This is a genomic window from Nitratireductor sp. StC3 (assembly GCF_003015025.1).
In the GTDB taxonomy this organism is placed as follows: domain Bacteria; phylum Pseudomonadota; class Alphaproteobacteria; order Rhizobiales; family Rhizobiaceae; genus Mangrovimarina; species Mangrovimarina alexandrii.
Window position 1 is genome coordinate 22,700 of the sequence record NZ_PYBP01000010.1, and the last position, 14,905, is coordinate 37,604.

Below are 14,905 nucleotides of genomic sequence, written 5' to 3' on the forward strand. Positions count from 1 at the left end.
TCGGTTTCCTGGGCAAACAATGCGTCAAAATGTGGTTCTCGACTTCAGCGCCGCCGCGAGCGTTCCCTCGTCGAGATAGTCGAGCTCGCCGCCGACCGGCACGCCGTGGGCAAGCCGCGTCACCTTGACCCCGAGCCCGTCCAGCTGGTCGGTGATGTAGTGCGCGGTCGTCTGGCCTTCCACCGTGGCGTTGACGGCCAGGATCAGTTCGCCGATCTCGCCGCCCGCGACGCGGTCCACCAGCGCCTTGATATTGAGATCCTCGGGGCCGACGCCGTCGAGCGGCGACAGCGTGCCGCCGAGCACATGGTAGCGCGCGTTGATCGCGCCGGCGCGCTCCAGTGCCCAAAGATCGGCGACGTCCTCGACCACGATCAGCGTTGCCGGGTCGCGGCGCGCGTCGGTGCACACCGTGCACGGGTCGCTGGTATCGACATTGCCGCAGGTCGAACAGATGCGCACCGTGTCGACCGCCTCTGCCATGGCCGCCGCCAGCGGCTCCAGAAGCTGCTCCTTCTTCTTGATCAGGTGAAGGGCGGCGCGCCGCGCCGAGCGCGGGCCGAGGCCGGGCACCTTGGCCAGCAACTGGATCAGGCGTTCGATTTCGGGGCCGGCGATTCGCTTCGACATGGCGCATGTCTACGTGCAATCCGGCCGCGATTGAAGCGCCGAGCGCGGCAAAAGCGTTCAATCGTCGCCGTCGACCACGCGCAGCCGCAGCGAGCCGGTCTTGGATTCGGCCATCTTGGGCGGGCTGCTGCCGTCGGCCTCCGCCGCCCCGCCGTCGCCCGCGCCCAGTTCCAGCGCCTCGATCTTCTCGCCGCGCCTGGTCACCTTCTCCGTCGAGGTCAGGATCAGGTCGAGATCGCGATTGGCTTGTGAGAAATGCGTCTGCAGTTTGCGCACCCGTTCGTCGAGCCGCCCCACATCCAGCATCAGCCGCGCCACCTCGCCCTGGATCAGATGCGCCTGCTCGCGCATGCGCGCATCCTTCAGCACCGCCTGGATGACCTGGATCGACAGCATCAGCAGCGACGGCGACACGATCACGATGCGAGCGCGGTGGGCGCGCTGCACCAGCGCCTCGAAATTTTCGTGGATCTCGGCGAAGATCGATTCCGACGGCACGAACATGAAGGCCGTGTCCTGGGTCTCGCCCTGGATCAGATAGCGTTCGGAAATCGCCTTGATATGCACGTCGATGTCGCGGCGGAAGGCTTGCGCGGCCTGTTTTTCGGCCTCCGGGCTTTCGGTTTCTCCGGCCGCGCGGATCGCATTCCACGATTCCAGCGGGAATTTGGCGTCGATCACCAGCGACGGCGCGCCGTTCGGCATCTTGACCAGACAGTCCGGCCGGTTGCCGTTCGACAGCGTCGCCTGGAATTCATAGGCGCCCGACGGCAGTCCGTCGGCCACGATCGCCTCCATGCGCGACTGGCCGAACGCGCCGCGCGTCTGCTTGTTGGCCAGGATCTGCTGCAATTGCACGACCTGGCCGGCCAGAGACTGGATATTGCCCTGGGCGGTGTCGATCACGGCCAGCCGCTCCTGCAGCTTGGCCAGGCTTTCGTGCGTGGCGCGGGCCTGCTGGCTCATCGACTGGCCGAGCCGGCCGGTCATCGTGTCGAGCCGTTCGGAGATCGCCTTGTTGAGTTCGCCCTGCCTGGACCCGAACACCTCGGCGATGGTCGCCATCCGGCCCTGCATTTCCGATTGCGCGCGCGTGATCTCGGCCATGCGCGCCTCCGCCTCGCGGGCTGCCGCGGCCGCGTCCGCCGCAGCTCTTGCCCGCGTTCGCGCCGCACGCATCAGCGCCACGATCAGCAGAACGATCAGGACCAGGATCAATCCCGCGCCGGCCAGCAGCGCGTGCGCGACGGTCAACGTGGCCTCGCCGAGCAGAAACAGTGGCTGGGACAGGAGCGGCGTGATCGGGTCCATCCCGCCATCCTAGTCGATTCGTTTGCGTCGCATAAGATCAAAACAGGAACATTGGCTAAGATGGAGTTGACGCTCACACGACCACCGATTACCTGAAGACCATGTCGATCAAGCCGCTCGTTTTCCTGCCCGATCCCGTCCTGCGCCAGGTTTCCAAGCCCGTGGAGCGGGTGGACGAGACTGTCCGGGCGCTTGCCGACGACATGCTGGAGACGATGTACGAGGCGCCGGGCATCGGCCTGGCGGCGATCCAGGTCGGCGAGCCGCTGCGCCTGCTCGTCATCGACCTGTCCAAGGAGGACGAGCCGCGCGCGCCGCAGATCTTCATCAATCCCGAAATCGTCGCCTCGGTCGACGAGCGCTCGGTCTACGAGGAAGGCTGTTTGTCGATTCCCGACTATTACGCCGAGGTCGAGCGGCCGGCTGCGGTGACCGTGGACTATGTCGACATCGACGGCAACAAGCGTCAGGTCGATGCTGACGGGCTGCTTGCGACCTGTCTTCAACACGAGATCGACCATCTCAACGGCGTTCTGTTCATCGACCATCTGTCCAGGCTGAAGCGCGACATGGTGGTCAAGAAGTTCAAAAAGATCGCTCGGGACAAGCCGCCGTCGCGGATGGCGGGGTAGGCAGCTTGATCTTGCCGCGCCAACCCGTTTGAAGCGGGGTGGTGCGCGCGTCCCTTGGTCCTGCAACGGGTAGTCCAACATGCCGCTTCGTCTCGTTTTCATGGGCACGCCCGATTTTTCCGTGCCGACGCTGCGCGCGGTTGCCGCGGCCGGCCACGACATTGCGGCCGTCTACACCCAGCCGCCGCGCAAGGCCGGACGTCGCGGGCTGGAGGTGACCCGGTCGCCCGTGCACCGCGCCGCCGAGGAGCTCGGCCTTCAGGTGCGCACGCCGGCCTCGCTCAAGGGCGCCGACGAGCAGGCTTCCTTTCGCGACCTGGCCGCCGACGCCGCCGTCGTGGTGGCTTACGGCCTGCTGCTGCCGAAACCGATCCTCGACGGCACCCGGCTCGGCTGCTTCAACGGCCACGCCTCCGCCCTGCCGCGCTGGCGCGGCGCGGCGCCGATCCAGCGCGCGATCATGGCCGGCGACAGCGAGACCGCGATGATGGTGATGAAGATGGAAGAGGGGCTCGATACCGGTCCCGTCGCTTTGCAAAGGCAAGTCGAGATTGGCCCGGACATGACGGCCGGCGAACTGCACGACGTTCTGGCGCGGGAATCCGCCACGCTGATGGTGGAGGCCTTGGCCGCGCTCGAGGCCGGCCGGCTTGCCCTGACGCCGCAGCCGGCCGAAGGCGTCACCTACGCCAAAAAGATCGACAAGGGCGAAACCCGTATCGACTGGACGCGGTCGGCGACCGAGATCCACAATCACATTCGCGGCCTGTCGCCGTTTCCGGGTGCCTGGTGCGAGGCGCCCCTGGCCGACAGGCCCGAGCGGCTGAAGATCCTGCGTTCGGCGCCGGCCGAGGGAACGGGCGCTCCCGGTGTCGTGCTCGACGACGCGCTGACGATTGCCTGCGGCACTGGAGCGGTCCGCCTGGTCGAGCTGCAGCGCGCCGGCGGCAAGCCGATGACGGCCGAGGCCTTTCTGCGCGGCGCAGCGCTGCGCCGGGGAGATACGGTGTCATGACCGAAACGGGCATCAGGACGGCGACCGACGCCGACCGCGCGGCGATCTTTTCGGTCGAGGAGGCCGCCTTCGCGCGCACCGACGAGGCCGAACTGGTCGACGCGATCCGCCGCGACGGCGACGCCGTGCTCGAACTGGTCGCCGAACGCGATCGGGCGCTCGTCGGTCACGTCCTGTTCTCGCGGCTCGGCGTCGACGACACGTCCCGCTTCGCGGCCGTCGCGCTGGCGCCGGTGGCGATCGCGCCAGCGTTGCAGGGCCGCGGCATCGGCACGGCGTTGATCCAGGAAGGCCATCGACGTCTGCGCGCGGCCGGCGAACGGCTTTCCGTCGTTCTCGGCGATCCGGCCTATTACGGCCGCTTCGGGTATACGCACCGGCGCGCGGCCGGATTCGAAAGCCTGTTCCAGGGCAACGCACTCCAGGCGCTTGCCTGGGGTGCCGCGCCGGCGACCGGCCGCCTGGTCTATCCGCGCGCTTTCGGCGTCGGTTGAGCGCCATGCCACGCTACCGGCTCGACATCGAATATGACGGCACCGCCTATGCCGGCTGGCAGCGCCAGGCCGACCAGCCCTCCGTGCAGGGCGCGATCGAGGCGGCGCTGTTCGCCTTTTGCCGCGAGCGGGTGACGCTCGGCGGCGCCGGCCGCACCGATGCCGGCGTCCACGCCACCGGGCAGGTCGCGCATTGCGACCTTGACCGGGACTGGCCGGCCGACACCGTGCGCGACGCCGTCAACGCCCATCTCCAGATGGCCGGCGAGACAGTCGTTATCCTGGACGCGGCCAAGGTCGGTCCGGATTTCGATTCGCGCTTCTCCGCCCGCGGCCGACATTATCTTTACCGCATCATCAATCGCCATCCGCCGCTGACCCTGGAACGAAACTTCGCCTGGCACGTGAAGAAGGAACTCGACGTCGAGGCCATGCACCGGGCCGCGCAGCGCCTGGTCGGTCATCACGATTTCACCACTTTTCGCTCGGTGCGGTGCCAGTCGAAAAGCCCGGAAAAGACGCTCGACCGTCTCGACGTGACGCGATCCGGCCCGCTGATCGAGATCCGCGCCTCGGCGCGCTCCTTCCTGCACAACCAGGTCCGCTCCATGGCCGGCACGCTCAAGCGGGTCGGCGATGGCGGCTGGAGCGCCGACGACGTCAGCGCCGCGCTTGCCGCGCGCGACCGCACCGCCTGCGGGCCGGTGGCGCCGCCGGGCGGGCTTTGCTTGATCAAGGTCGACTATTGAACGGCGCGCCGCGCCCCGGCGATCAGGCCGGCGGCAGCGCGTCGAGACCGAACAGCGCCTGCAGCGTCAAAAGCACGCCGATCGACAGCGCCAGCATCAGCGCGAACACCGCGCTTGCCAGGCCGGCGCCGCGGTCGATCACCGCATTGGTCAGCCGCCACGACAAGGCCATCGTCACCAGGAAGGCGGCGAGCGACAGCAGCGCGGCCAGCTCGTCGGCGCCCGGCGCCAGCAGGCGCACCAGCGTTGCCGGCAGCATCAGCCAGATCAGCAGCGCAGAGCCCCAATTGCTGGCCACCACGTAAGGCACGAAACGGTCGCCGACCCCGAGGGGTTTGGCCACCAAGGCCAGGACGATTAGCGGCAGCACCCAGGTTGCCAGATCGATCACGCCAAGCAGGAACACGATCCCGAAACGCCCGCTTGCGCCGACCGCGAAATCGCCGGCGAAGCTCGCCCAGCCGACGGTCAGGGCGGGAACCGCTACCACGATGGCATAGAACGAGTTCCAGAAGCCGTCCGCCGACAGGTCGAACAGACGAACCGCTTCCGGCTTGCCCATCATCAGCCGCCAGGCGCCGGTTATGTAGGTCTGGATATCCTGGGCTGACGGCATCGGCGGACTACTCGAACCACAGCGCCAGCAGGCGCTGATAGATCTGCGTCAGCGTCTCCAGGTCGGCCAGCGCCACGTGTTCGTCGACCATGTGCATAGTCTGGCCGACCAGCCCGAATTCGACCACCGGGCAATAATCCTTGATGAAGCGGGCATCCGACGTGCCGCCGGTCGTCGACAGTTCCGGCTGGCGCCCGGTCACGTCGCTGACCGCTTTGCGCATCAGCGCGATCAGCTTGTCGTCGTGGGTCACGAACACCGGGCTCGGCCGGTCGCGCCAGTCGAGTTCGAACGACACGGGCTCCGGACGGCCGGGTCGCAGCCGCGTGAGCTGCGCCGCCCGGTCGAGCCGGTCGTGTATTTCCGCCTGCAGGCTTTCCGCTGTCCACCGGTCGTTGAAGCGCACGTTGAAGCTGGCCGTGGCCGAAGCGGGGATGACGTTGACGGCCGGATTGCCGACGTCGACGCTGGTCACCTCCAGATTGGTCGGCTGGAAATTCTCGGTGCCCTCGTCATAGGCCGGATGCATCAGCGCGTCGATCAGCATGGTGAGCCCGCGCACCGGATTGTCGGCCAGGTGCGGATAGGCGGCATGGCCCTGCCGGCCGGCGACGCGCAGCGTGCCCGACAGCGAGCCGCGCCGGCCGATCTTGATCATGTCGCCGAGTTGTTCGGGATTGGTCGGTTCGCCGACCACCGCGGCGTCCCAGCGCTCGCCTTTGGCTGCCGCCCATTCCAGCAGCCTTTGCGTGCCGTTGACGGCCGGGCCTTCCTCGTCGCCGGTGATCAGCAGCGAGATCGAGCCTGCCGGCGCGCCGTGCTCGCCAATATGGCGGGCGACCGCCGCCACGAAACAGGCGATGCCGCCTTTCATGTCGACCGCGCCGCGGCCGAACATGGCGCCGTTGGCGACGGTGGCGGCGAAGGGGGGATGCGTCCAGGCCGCCTCGTCGCCGACCGGCACGACGTCGGTGTGCCCGGCAAAACACAGATGCGGCCCGGCGCCGGAAAGCCTTGCATAGAGATTTTCGACGTCCGGCGTGCCCGCCTCGCTGAACACCGGCCGTTCGACGGCAAAGCCGAGCGGGTCCAGCATGGCCTCAAGCGCCGACAGCGCGCCGGCTTCGGCCGGTGTGACCGAGGGACAGCGGATCAGGGTGGCCAGATTGGCGGCGGGATCGACGGGCAGTGACATGAGGCGGATGGATAGTCGAAAGGACGGCCCCTGTCACGCCGCGAAACGGCATCGGCATTTGGGCCAGATGTCACCCGCAAAACCGGCCGGACGCTTGACGCGGCCGCTGCAATGGCTGTGATGGCGGAGAGAGCGGAGGACGGGATGCGCTTTGACGACCAGACCAGGATCGCGGTCGCCGGCGCCGGCAGCATCGGCTGTTATGCCGGTGCCTGCCTGGCGCTTGGCGGGCGCCGGGTGGCGCTGCTGGCAAGGTCGCGCGTCGTCGATGCCGTCACCGGGGCCGGTCTTGCGGTCCGCGACCTCGACGGTACGCAGCGTCATTTGCCTGCCGGTCGTGTCCAGGCCGGCGAAAACCCCGCAGCCGTGCTGGTTGATGCCGACATCGTGCTTGTCACCGTCAAGAGCGGCGCGACGCGGGAAATGGCCGGGCTGATCGCGCGCCATGCCAGGCCGGGCACGGTGGTGGTCAGCCTGCAGAACGGCGTCGCCAACCCCGCCGCGCTGCGGGCCGGGCTGGGCGCGCGCCATCCGGTCGTGGCCGGCATGGTGCCGTTTAATGTGGTTGCCGCGATGCCGGCCGATGGCGCGCCGGTCTTTCACCGCGCGACGGAAGGCACGACCCTGGTCGACCCCGTGCCCGAAGGGCTCGCCGCCTTCCTCGACGTCGCCGGTTTTCCCGTTTCGGCCGCCGCCGACATGGACGCCGTGCTGTGGGGCAAGCTGCTGCTCAATCTCAACAACGCCCTCAACGCCCTGTCGGGCCTGCCGCTGGCCGACGAACTCGCCGACCGGCGCTGGCGGCGTGTGCTGGCCGTCCAGATCGCCGAGGCGCTTGGCGCGATGAAGGCGGCCGGTATCAGGCCGGCGCGCATCGGGCGCTTGCGGCCCGGCCTGCTGCCGGCGGTGCTGCGTCTGCCCGATCCGCTGTTTCGCCGTCTCGCCCGACGCATGCTCGCCGTCGATCCCGCCGCGCGTTCCTCCATGTGGGAGGATCTGGAACGGGGCCGGCCGACGGAGATCGACCAGTTTCAGGGCGCTGTGATCGCGCTGGCAGAACGCCATGGCCGTGCCGCGCCCGCCAACCGCGCCGTACTGGCCGCGATCCGGCGCGCCGAGCGGGCCGGGCGCGGGGCGCCGCGGCTCGAGCCGGAGGCTGTGCTGGCGCAAGCCGCACGCTAGGACGCTGTCGCCGGCAGCGTTTCGCCATCTCAGCCGGCGGTTTCGGGAGGTTTTTCCGGTCGTGCGCCGCGCACGGCGTCCAGTGCCTTTTCGAGCACGGTCTCGGCGCGCCGCCGCGCCCCGGCGTCGAGACGGTCGACGTCCAGAAACAGCGACAGGCCGCTCTCCGCCTCGTTGATCGTGGCCGGCGCGTCGTCGCCGTCGTGAATGCCTTCGACGGCATAGGGCACGATTTCGCCCGAAATGCCTTTCAGCGTGATCGGCTGCAGGGGACGCGCGCGCACCCTGTCGCGCACATGCGCCCAGGTCTCGTAGGACAGCACGATGCCGCCCGGTTCGGCGATGTGTTGCAGGCGTGCGGCCAGGTTCGCCTCCGCGCCGATGATCGTGTAGTCCATCCGGTCGGCCGAGCCGAAATTGCCGACATTGCAGTAACCGGTATTGATGCCCATGCGCACCTCGAACGGCTTTTCGATGCCGCGCCGGCGCCATTCGCCTTTCAGCGCCACCATGCGCCGCTGCATGGCCATCGCCATGTCGAGACAGGCATTGGCGTCCTCGCGCGCGCCGCGCGTGTGCGGATCGCCGAAGAAGGCGAGGATGGCGTCGCCGATGAACTTGTCCACGGTTGCGCCATGCGCGTGGGCGATCGCCGACATTTCGGTAAAATACTCGTTGAGCAGGTTGGTCAGCTCCTCCGGCTGCAGATGTTCGGAGGTCTCTGTGAAATCCTTGATATCGGAAAAGAAGATCGTCAGTTTCTTGCGCTCGGTCGAGATCGTGACGTCCTTCTCGCCGGAAAAGATGCTCTTGTAGATCTGCGGCGACAGATATTTCGAGATTTTCATCGACACCGAGGCGAGGAAGTCGTTCGTCTCCTCCAGCTCGCTGTTCATCCGCCGGAATTGATTGGCCTGGCGCCAGTTGAGGCCGGTCAGTGCGATGCCGAACGCGCCGGCGCCGGCGAAATAGATGAACAGATATTTGAAGGAAAAAAGATTTTCCGCGATCGGCTGATGCACGGTGATCGCCTGGATGCCGCGCACGTCGCCCACCCTCCAGTCATGTTTGGGACTGAGCGGATGATTGTTGTGGCACGACACGCAGGCTTGGCCGAGAATGACGGGAACCGCCATGCGGATCTCGCGCTCGAACAGCGAGCCGGCGATCTCGGTGGCCACGGCGTCGGGGTCGCGCGATGCGCGGAAGGAGGCGAGCGCGGCGCGCTCGAAACCGTCGAGCCGGTGCGCGGCCCGGCTCGTGAAGGTGAAATCGGACACGAAGCGGTAGCCGATTTCCTCCTCGCCGCTGGTGCCGATCACGTCGCCGAGTTCGAGCGACAGCGTTGCCGGGATCGGTACCGCTCCGGGAATGTCGGCATAGTCGTGCGCGGCGATGCTGTCGCCGTCATGGCCCTGCACCCGGCTCACGATATTGGTGGCGTAATAGCCGCGTATATCGTTGAGCATCCGGTTCAGGGTCCGGGCCTGGACGGTCAGCGCCCGGTCGGACAGGTTCTTGAGATCCATCCACACGGCAACGGGCAGCAAAACCAGCGCCAGCACCACGATGGTGCCCAGCAACCAGGGGCGTTCGGCGGCGTAAAGCCACATGCGCCCGATCGCGATGTCCTTGTCTTCGGCGGGTTGCGACACGGTTTTCTCCCAGCCCTCTCCCCGAAACTGAGAGGATAGCCAACCAAAGCGCCCGTGACGAGCGCGATCCGTATCGGTGCGCGGGTTTGGCGTTTGCCAGTGTCTGGCGGCGGCGATAGGAAGCGGGCGCGAACGGCCTCGTCCGGCCTCGATTGCCGCCAGGCCCGCGATGTGCGGCTTTCGCCGGCCCTTGCGGGGCGCGAGGCTTATCGCGTTCGCCTGCCGGCGGGTGATCCGAAGACGGTCTTCGGCAAGTGCCGTCGCCGAGAACCGGGGTGGTGTCGAATGGACGGAGTGTTCGCGCTCGCAAGCTTGTTTGCCGTCGCCTTCGTTGCCGCGACGATCCTGCCGGCCCAGTCGGAGGCCGCGCTTGTCGGCTTGCAGCTCGCCGGTTATCCGCTCGGCCTCACCATCGCCGTCGCCAGCGTCGGCAACACGCTCGGCGCGGTGGTCAATTGGGCGCTCGGGCGCGGCGTGTCGCGCTACCGGGATCGTCGTTGGTTCCCGGTCTCGCCCAAGGCACTTGCCCGCGCATCGAACTGGTATCGCAGATGGGGGCGCTGGAGCCTGCTTTTGTCATGGGCGCCGATCGGCGGCGACGCGCTGACCGTCGCCGCCGGGGTCCTGCGTGAACCCTTCTGGAGCTTTGTGCTGCTGGTGGCGGTGGCCAAAACCGGGCGCTATGTCGCGGTTTCGGCGCTCGCAGCCGGTCTTTGGGGCTGAGCGGCCGTTCGCGACCGTTCCGGAGCGGGGCTGGGGAAGCGGGACGGAGAGGGGGTGGCGGCTCTAGTCCCCCTTCGCCTTCATCCCGGCATCGCCGATCAGCATGATTTTTTGCCAGATCTTGCGCGACAGATTGGTGCCGAGCGTCTCGATATCGTTGACCGCGTCGACCACGATACTGTCGTTGACCGACTGTGCGTAGAGCGCGGCAAGTTTGCCGGTGATCGACAGCATTTCGGAGCAGTAATCGAGATAACGCGCCAGGTCGCCCGCGCCCAGCGTGCGTTGCGGCGAGCTTCTGGTGCGCCGGAAATCGGCCGACAGGGCGGCCGGATCCTTGGTCAGCTGATGCATGTCGATGACGTGGATCATCGAGCGCAGCCCGTGCAGCTGCCGGAACACGCGCTTGCGTTTGATGCGCTCTTCGGCGCTGACCAGCGAGAACAGGCCGAGGCCGGCCAGCAGCAGCGTATTAATCGAGGCTTCCAGACCCTGGACGAAATCGAACGCGCCGGTCGGCGTCCGGTCGAACGAGACGATCGTGCCCACGAACACGAAGACCGACGCCCCGACCAGGATGACCACGCCGATCAGGGCGCGCAGCCAGCCGATCGGCGCCTCCAGCGCCTGCGCGCCCTGGACGAGATCGCGCGCCAGAAGGACCAGCTCATGCGCGACCTTGCGCAGTCCGGCCTCGGGAAAGCGCTCCTCGACCCGACGCTCCAGTATCTCGGCTGTGAGAATGATGCGTTCGGGGTCGAGGGTGCGATAGGCCATCGCCCGGCTCTATTTCGGCGCGTTGGTCTGCGCGCCGAAGCGGTTTGGTCCTTGCGTGCCCGGCGCTAGGCACAAGAACAGATACATCAAAATGTCGCCGATGATGAAGAACACCGCGAACCAGCCCGGCTGGTTCATGTCGTGCAGCCGTTTCACCGAGGTGGCGACATGCGAGATCAGCGTTGCGCCGACCACCAGGAGGAAGATCCCGCCCCAGAAGGTGGCCGTCGCGTCGTTGTCGCCGGCATTGATGATGCGATAGATCGGATAGACCCGGAGCAAATAAAGCAGCAGCCCGGCCAGCGCGTAGGCTTGGCGGCTGAGGCGGCCGGAAAAGCCGAAGAACAGCCAGAGGATTTGGCCCGGACCCACCTGGTTCAATCCCTCAGCAGCTCGTTGATCGAGGTCTTGGAGCGTGTCTTTTCGTCGACCCGCTTGACGATGACGGCGCAGTAGAGGCTCGGGCCCCAATCCTTGCCGGGGATGGTCTTGCCCGGCATCGTGCCGGCCACCACCACCGAATAGGGCGGAACCTCGCCGTAAAACACCTCGCCGGTGGCGCGGTCGACGATCTTGGTCGATTTGCCGATGAACACGCCCATGCCGAGCACCGAGCCCTCGCGCACGATGCAGCCCTCGACCACCTCCGAGCGCGCGCCGATGAAGCAATTGTCCTCGATGATTGTCGGCCCGGCCTGCATCGGCTCCAGAACGCCGCCAATGCCGACGCCGCCCGAAAGATGCACGTTCTTGCCGATCTGCGCGCACGAGCCGACGGTCGCCCAGGTGTCGACCATCGTGCCGGCGTCGACATAGGCGCCAAGATTGACGAAGGAGGGCATCAAGACCGCGCCCGGCGCGATATAGGCCGAGCGGCGCACCACCGCGTTGGGCACGGCGCGGAAACCGGCCTTCTCGAACTCGTTCGCGCTCCAGCCGTCGAATTTGGACGCCACCTTGTCCCACCACACGGCTTCGCCCGGTCCGCCCTTGATGATCTCCATCGGGTTGAGCCGGAAGGACAGAAGCACCGCCTTTTTCAGCCATTGGTTCACCCGCCAGGCGCCGTCGGTATCGCGTTCGGCCACCCGCGCCTGGCCGCGATCCATCAGCTCGAGCGCCGTCTCGACGGCGTCCCGCACCTCGCCGCGCGTGGTCGTGCTGACGTTGTCGCGCGCCTCGAAGGCCTGTTCGATCGTGCGCTCGAGGGCTGCGAGGTCAGGCTTGTGCATCCAGGGCTCCATTACAACGTCTCATTAAGGGATAGGCTTTAGCCATAGATGGGGCGAAAGTCGCGCGGAACCTATGTCAACGCCATGGGAGGGTCAATCGCGACCATGCCGGGCGGAGGGTGCAAAGCGACGCACAAGGGGACTGGACGCATGAACCCGATGGACAAGAACGGCTGGACGCCGTTGCCGCATTCGGATGAGGATCTGGAACGCTCGCGCAGCGTGCCCGATACCGAGCAGACGCGGTCGTCTGCCTATCGCCTGGCCTGGGACGACGACGATTTCATGACCCGGCGCGAACTGCGCGCCGTGCGCCTGCAGCTCGAGCTGTTGAAGCCGGAAATGGCGCTCGCCGAGCGGGGCATCCGCTCCACGGTGATCCTGTTCGGCGGCGCGCGCATACCCGAGCCCGGCGGCGAGGCCTGGGCGGCCAAGAACAAGGTGCAGGAAAAGAACCTGCTCGCCAACAGCCGCTATTACGAGGAGGCGCGCAATTTCGCCCGCCTCTGCTCGCATCACTCGGCTGCGTCCTACTACCGCGAATTCGTCATCGTCACCGGTGGCGGTCCGGGCGTCATGGAGGCCGGAAATCGCGGCGCGGCCGATGTCGGCGCGCCCACGATCGGGCTCAACATCGTCCTGCCGCACGAACAGGCGCCCAACCCCTACGTCACGCCCGAACTGTGCTTCAACTTCCATTATTTCGCGATCCGCAAGATGCATTTCATGATGCGCGCCAAGGCGGTCGCCATCTTCCCCGGCGGTTTCGGGACCATGGACGAGTTTTTCGAAACGCTGACCCTGATCCAGACCGGGCGCATGGAGCGGGTTCCCGTCATCCTGTTTGGCCGCGCGTTCTGGGAAGGCGCGGTCAATATCGACTTTTTGGCCGAGCAGGGCACCATCTCGCCCGACGACCGCAACCTGATCGACTATGTCGACACGGCCGACGAGGCCTGGGACCGCGTCAAGCGTTTCTACGAGATCTGACGCGCGCCGCTGGCGCGAACCTGCGGCGCCGGCCAGTCAGGCTTTGCCGCCGGCTGGATTGATCGCGGCCAGGAAGCCGGCGAGATCGTCGGTCACGTAGTCGACATCGTCCTCCTTGTCGGCGTCCTGTTCCCAGATTTCCGCAAAGGTCGGCTCGAAATTGCGCGGCACGATCAATACCGTCTTCATGCCGAGCGCCTTGGGCACGGCGAGGTTGCGGGCCAGATCCTCGAACATCACCGAATCGGCGCCCGCGACCCGGTGTAGCGCGGTGAACTTGTCGTAGGTCTCGCGTGCCGGTTTCGGCACCAGCCCGGCGGCCACGATGTCGAATATGTCGTCGAAATGGTCGAGGATGCCAAGCTGTGCCGCCGTGCGCTCGGCATGGCCGCGATCGCCATTGGTGAAGATGAACTTGCGGCCGGGCAGGGTCCGGATCTGCGCGCCGAGGGCCGGGTCGGGCGCGAGATGGGTGTAGTCGATATCGTGCACCTTCTGCAGAAAATCGTCCGGGTCGATGCCGTGGCGGACCATCAGCCCGTTCAGCGTCGTGCCGTGCTCGCGGTAGAGCTCCTTCTGCAGCACGCGCGCCTGATCGCGCGGCAGTTCCAGCAGTTCCGACACATAGGCCGTCATGCGCACGTCGATCTGGGCGAACAGGTTCGAGTGGTGCGGATAAAGCGTGTTGTCGAGGTCGAACACCCAGTTGCGGATGCCGGTGAAGTCGGACGATTCGGGAATCTGTGTCATGCCGCCTTATCGCATCTTTGCCGCAGCGATGACAGCGGACACGACCATCCGGCAGTTCCGGATCGTTTCAAATTTGACCGAAGTCTCATACCGGATTTTTAACGGTGCGATGGCAACAGCGGCCCGTGGGGAGTACGCAATGCGCTCTATTGTTTTGAACTCGGCACTGATCGCCGTCGGCGCCATGGCGACCTCGGTTTTGGTCGCTTTCAGCCTTATGCGGCTGCAAGGCCTGTCCCTGGGACCCAATGGCCTCCTGATGTCGCTCGTATGCCCGTTGGTGATCGGCTGGCCTGTTAGTGCCTTCCAACTGTACCAGCGGCGGCGGTTCCTCGACATGCACGCCCGACTGGCCCGCGCGCACACCGATCTGCACCAGGCGCATGCGCGGCTGGCCGAGCGGGCGAGCCGCGATCCGATGATCGGCATGCTCAATCGCGAAAGCGCGCTCGACGCGATCGCCGGCGAGCAGGCGACGGGGGGCGACGGCGCCCTGCTGATTGTCGATGCCGATCATTTCAAGGCGGTCAACGATACCTATGGCCACCAGGCGGGAGACGTTGCGCTGGTGGCGATCGCCAATGCGATCCGCCGTGCCCTGCCGCGCGGCAGCATTGTCGGCCGCATCGGCGGCGAGGAGTTCGCTGTCTACCTCCCCGGTTGCCGGGGTCTTGCGATCGCGCAGGTCGGCGAGGATATCCGGCGCGCGGTCGCGGCGACGTCGTTCAGGCCGTCCGACCGGCCGGTGCCGCTGTCCGTCAGCATTGGTGGCACGCACTTTTCCCGCGCCCTGACGGTCTCGCAGGCGCTGCGCAGCGCCGATCGGCGTCTCTACCTGGCCAAACGGGCCGGGCGCGACTGCGTGGTGACGCAGGACGACGAGAACCGCGCGGCCGCATGACGGGACGAGGCCGGTCCGTGGCGTTCCTCTTGCCTTGAAGGTCGCGGTCGGCC

At 66.8% G+C, this 14,905-nt stretch carries 17 protein-coding genes; 8 read left to right on the top strand and 9 right to left on the bottom strand.

The genetic code is table 11. The features are described 5' to 3' along the window. Positions 1-24 precede the first annotated feature (24 nt). Both recR and rmuC read right to left on the bottom strand, forming a co-directional pair. Positions 25-630, bottom strand: coding sequence for a recombination mediator RecR (gene recR, locus C7T96_RS18390; protein WP_106572721.1), 606 nt, complete (start codon positions 628-630; stop codon positions 25-27). Positions 631-687: 57 nt separating this feature from the next. Continuing rightward, entirely contained in the window at positions 688-1,941 is a 1,254-nt protein-coding gene (rmuC, locus tag C7T96_RS18395; RefSeq protein ID WP_106572722.1) for a DNA recombination protein RmuC, read from the bottom strand. A 101-nt stretch (positions 1,942-2,042) separates the two neighbouring features. On the opposite strand from rmuC, the gene def reads away from it, so the two are divergent. From def to truA, 4 genes are all read left to right on the top strand, one after another. Continuing rightward, positions 2,043-2,573, top strand: coding sequence for a peptide deformylase (gene def, locus C7T96_RS18400; RefSeq protein WP_106572723.1), 531 nt, complete (start codon positions 2,043-2,045; stop codon positions 2,571-2,573). A gap of 79 nt (positions 2,574-2,652) precedes the next feature. Further along, a complete protein-coding gene (fmt, locus tag C7T96_RS18405; protein WP_106572724.1) occupies positions 2,653-3,588 on the top strand; it encodes a methionyl-tRNA formyltransferase in 936 nt (311 codons plus the stop codon). Further along, positions 3,585-4,082: an N-acetyltransferase gene (locus tag C7T96_RS18410; protein ID WP_106572725.1), complete on the top strand. Its 498-nt coding sequence runs from the start codon at positions 3,585-3,587 to the stop codon at positions 4,080-4,082. The genes fmt and C7T96_RS18410 overlap by 4 nt, the downstream gene beginning before the upstream one ends. A 5-nt stretch (positions 4,083-4,087) precedes the next feature. Further along, positions 4,088-4,831 carry a tRNA pseudouridine(38-40) synthase TruA gene (gene truA, locus C7T96_RS18415; protein WP_106572726.1) on the top strand — a complete coding sequence of 248 codons (744 nt, stop codon included), beginning with the start codon at positions 4,088-4,090 and terminating at the stop codon, positions 4,829-4,831. Between the two features lie 22 nt (positions 4,832-4,853). Here truA and C7T96_RS18420 read toward each other — a convergent pair whose 3' ends face one another. Beyond that, complete coding sequence (locus C7T96_RS18420) at positions 4,854-5,447, bottom strand: transporter (RefSeq protein ID WP_106572727.1); 594 nt, start codon at positions 5,445-5,447, stop codon at positions 4,854-4,856. Between the two features lie 7 nt (positions 5,448-5,454). Beyond that, the gene (gene dapE, locus C7T96_RS18425; protein ID WP_106572728.1) at positions 5,455-6,642 is read right to left on the bottom strand and encodes a succinyl-diaminopimelate desuccinylase; all 1,188 of its coding nucleotides are present in this window, start codon (positions 6,640-6,642) and stop codon (positions 5,455-5,457) included. 144 nt (positions 6,643-6,786) lie between these two features. On the opposite strand from dapE, the gene C7T96_RS18430 reads away from it, so the two are divergent. Continuing rightward, positions 6,787-7,824, top strand: a complete 1,038-nt coding sequence (locus C7T96_RS18430) for a 2-dehydropantoate 2-reductase (RefSeq protein ID WP_106572729.1) — start codon at positions 6,787-6,789, stop codon at positions 7,822-7,824. A gap of 29 nt (positions 7,825-7,853) precedes the next feature. Here C7T96_RS18430 and C7T96_RS18435 read toward each other — a convergent pair whose 3' ends face one another. Next, on the bottom strand, positions 7,854-9,437 hold the full coding sequence (locus C7T96_RS18435) for an adenylate/guanylate cyclase domain-containing protein (protein WP_106572883.1): 1,584 nt from the start codon (positions 9,435-9,437) through the stop codon (positions 7,854-7,856). 327 nt (positions 9,438-9,764) lie between these two features. Between C7T96_RS18435 and C7T96_RS18440 the strand changes: the two genes are divergently transcribed. After that, positions 9,765-10,202 carry a YqaA family protein gene (locus tag C7T96_RS18440; protein WP_106572730.1) on the top strand — a complete coding sequence of 146 codons (438 nt, stop codon included), beginning with the start codon at positions 9,765-9,767 and terminating at the stop codon, positions 10,200-10,202. A 63-nt stretch (positions 10,203-10,265) separates the two neighbouring features. Here C7T96_RS18440 and C7T96_RS18445 read toward each other — a convergent pair whose 3' ends face one another. Genes C7T96_RS18445 through dapD form a run of 3 tightly spaced genes read right to left on the bottom strand, consistent with a single transcriptional unit; the run spans position 10,266 to position 12,211 of the window. Next, the gene (locus C7T96_RS18445; RefSeq protein WP_106572731.1) at positions 10,266-10,979 is read right to left on the bottom strand and encodes a hypothetical protein; all 714 of its coding nucleotides are present in this window, start codon (positions 10,977-10,979) and stop codon (positions 10,266-10,268) included. Between the two features lie 9 nt (positions 10,980-10,988). Beyond that, on the bottom strand, positions 10,989-11,351 hold the full coding sequence (locus tag C7T96_RS18450; protein ID WP_158264415.1) for a DUF805 domain-containing protein: 363 nt from the start codon (positions 11,349-11,351) through the stop codon (positions 10,989-10,991). A gap of 5 nt (positions 11,352-11,356) precedes the next feature. Further along, a complete protein-coding gene (dapD, locus tag C7T96_RS18455; protein ID WP_106572884.1) occupies positions 11,357-12,211 on the bottom strand; it encodes a 2,3,4,5-tetrahydropyridine-2,6-dicarboxylate N-succinyltransferase in 855 nt (284 codons plus the stop codon). A gap of 150 nt (positions 12,212-12,361) precedes the next feature. On the opposite strand from dapD, the gene C7T96_RS18460 reads away from it, so the two are divergent. Beyond that, a complete protein-coding gene (locus tag C7T96_RS18460) occupies positions 12,362-13,201 on the top strand; it encodes an LOG family protein (protein WP_106572733.1) in 840 nt (279 codons plus the stop codon). Between the two features lie 36 nt (positions 13,202-13,237). Here the strand turns inward: C7T96_RS18460 and C7T96_RS18465 are convergent, their stop codons facing one another. Next, positions 13,238-13,951: a pyrimidine 5'-nucleotidase gene (locus tag C7T96_RS18465; protein ID WP_106572734.1), complete on the bottom strand. Its 714-nt coding sequence runs from the start codon at positions 13,949-13,951 to the stop codon at positions 13,238-13,240. Between C7T96_RS18465 and C7T96_RS18470 the strand changes: the two genes are divergently transcribed. Further along, on the top strand, positions 13,950-14,852 hold the full coding sequence (locus tag C7T96_RS18470; RefSeq protein WP_245414174.1) for a GGDEF domain-containing protein: 903 nt from the start codon (positions 13,950-13,952) through the stop codon (positions 14,850-14,852). The genes C7T96_RS18465 and C7T96_RS18470 overlap by 2 nt on opposite strands. Positions 14,853-14,905 lie beyond the last annotated feature (53 nt).

What these genes read in the sequence shown, in the direction of transcription:
- fmt (WP_106572724.1), top strand. Translation starts at nt 2,653, where the DNA reads ATGCCGCTTCGTCTCGTTTTCATGGGCACGCCCGATTTTTCCGTGCCG.
- C7T96_RS18460 (WP_106572733.1), top strand. Translation starts at nt 12,362, where the DNA reads ATGAACCCGATGGACAAGAACGGCTGGACGCCGTTGCCGCATTCGGAT.
- C7T96_RS18470 (WP_245414174.1), top strand. Translation starts at nt 13,950, where the DNA reads ATGCCGCCTTATCGCATCTTTGCCGCAGCGATGACAGCGGACACGACC.
- C7T96_RS18440 (WP_106572730.1), top strand. Translation starts at nt 9,765, where the DNA reads ATGGACGGAGTGTTCGCGCTCGCAAGCTTGTTTGCCGTCGCCTTCGTT.
- dapD (WP_106572884.1), bottom strand. Translation starts at nt 12,211, where the DNA reads ATGCACAAGCCTGACCTCGCAGCCCTCGAGCGCACGATCGAACAGGCC.
- rmuC (WP_106572722.1), bottom strand. Translation starts at nt 1,941, where the DNA reads ATGGACCCGATCACGCCGCTCCTGTCCCAGCCACTGTTTCTGCTCGGC.
- C7T96_RS18410 (WP_106572725.1), top strand. Translation starts at nt 3,585, where the DNA reads ATGACCGAAACGGGCATCAGGACGGCGACCGACGCCGACCGCGCGGCG.
- dapE (WP_106572728.1), bottom strand. Translation starts at nt 6,642, where the DNA reads ATGTCACTGCCCGTCGATCCCGCCGCCAATCTGGCCACCCTGATCCGC.
- recR (WP_106572721.1), bottom strand. Translation starts at nt 630, where the DNA reads ATGTCGAAGCGAATCGCCGGCCCCGAAATCGAACGCCTGATCCAGTTG.
- C7T96_RS18420 (WP_106572727.1), bottom strand. Translation starts at nt 5,447, where the DNA reads ATGCCGTCAGCCCAGGATATCCAGACCTACATAACCGGCGCCTGGCGG.
- C7T96_RS18430 (WP_106572729.1), top strand. Translation starts at nt 6,787, where the DNA reads ATGCGCTTTGACGACCAGACCAGGATCGCGGTCGCCGGCGCCGGCAGC.
- def (WP_106572723.1), top strand. Translation starts at nt 2,043, where the DNA reads ATGTCGATCAAGCCGCTCGTTTTCCTGCCCGATCCCGTCCTGCGCCAG.
- C7T96_RS18435 (WP_106572883.1), bottom strand. Translation starts at nt 9,437, where the DNA reads ATGTGGCTTTACGCCGCCGAACGCCCCTGGTTGCTGGGCACCATCGTG.
- truA (WP_106572726.1), top strand. Translation starts at nt 4,088, where the DNA reads ATGCCACGCTACCGGCTCGACATCGAATATGACGGCACCGCCTATGCC.
- C7T96_RS18465 (WP_106572734.1), bottom strand. Translation starts at nt 13,951, where the DNA reads ATGACACAGATTCCCGAATCGTCCGACTTCACCGGCATCCGCAACTGG.
- C7T96_RS18445 (WP_106572731.1), bottom strand. Translation starts at nt 10,979, where the DNA reads ATGGCCTATCGCACCCTCGACCCCGAACGCATCATTCTCACAGCCGAG.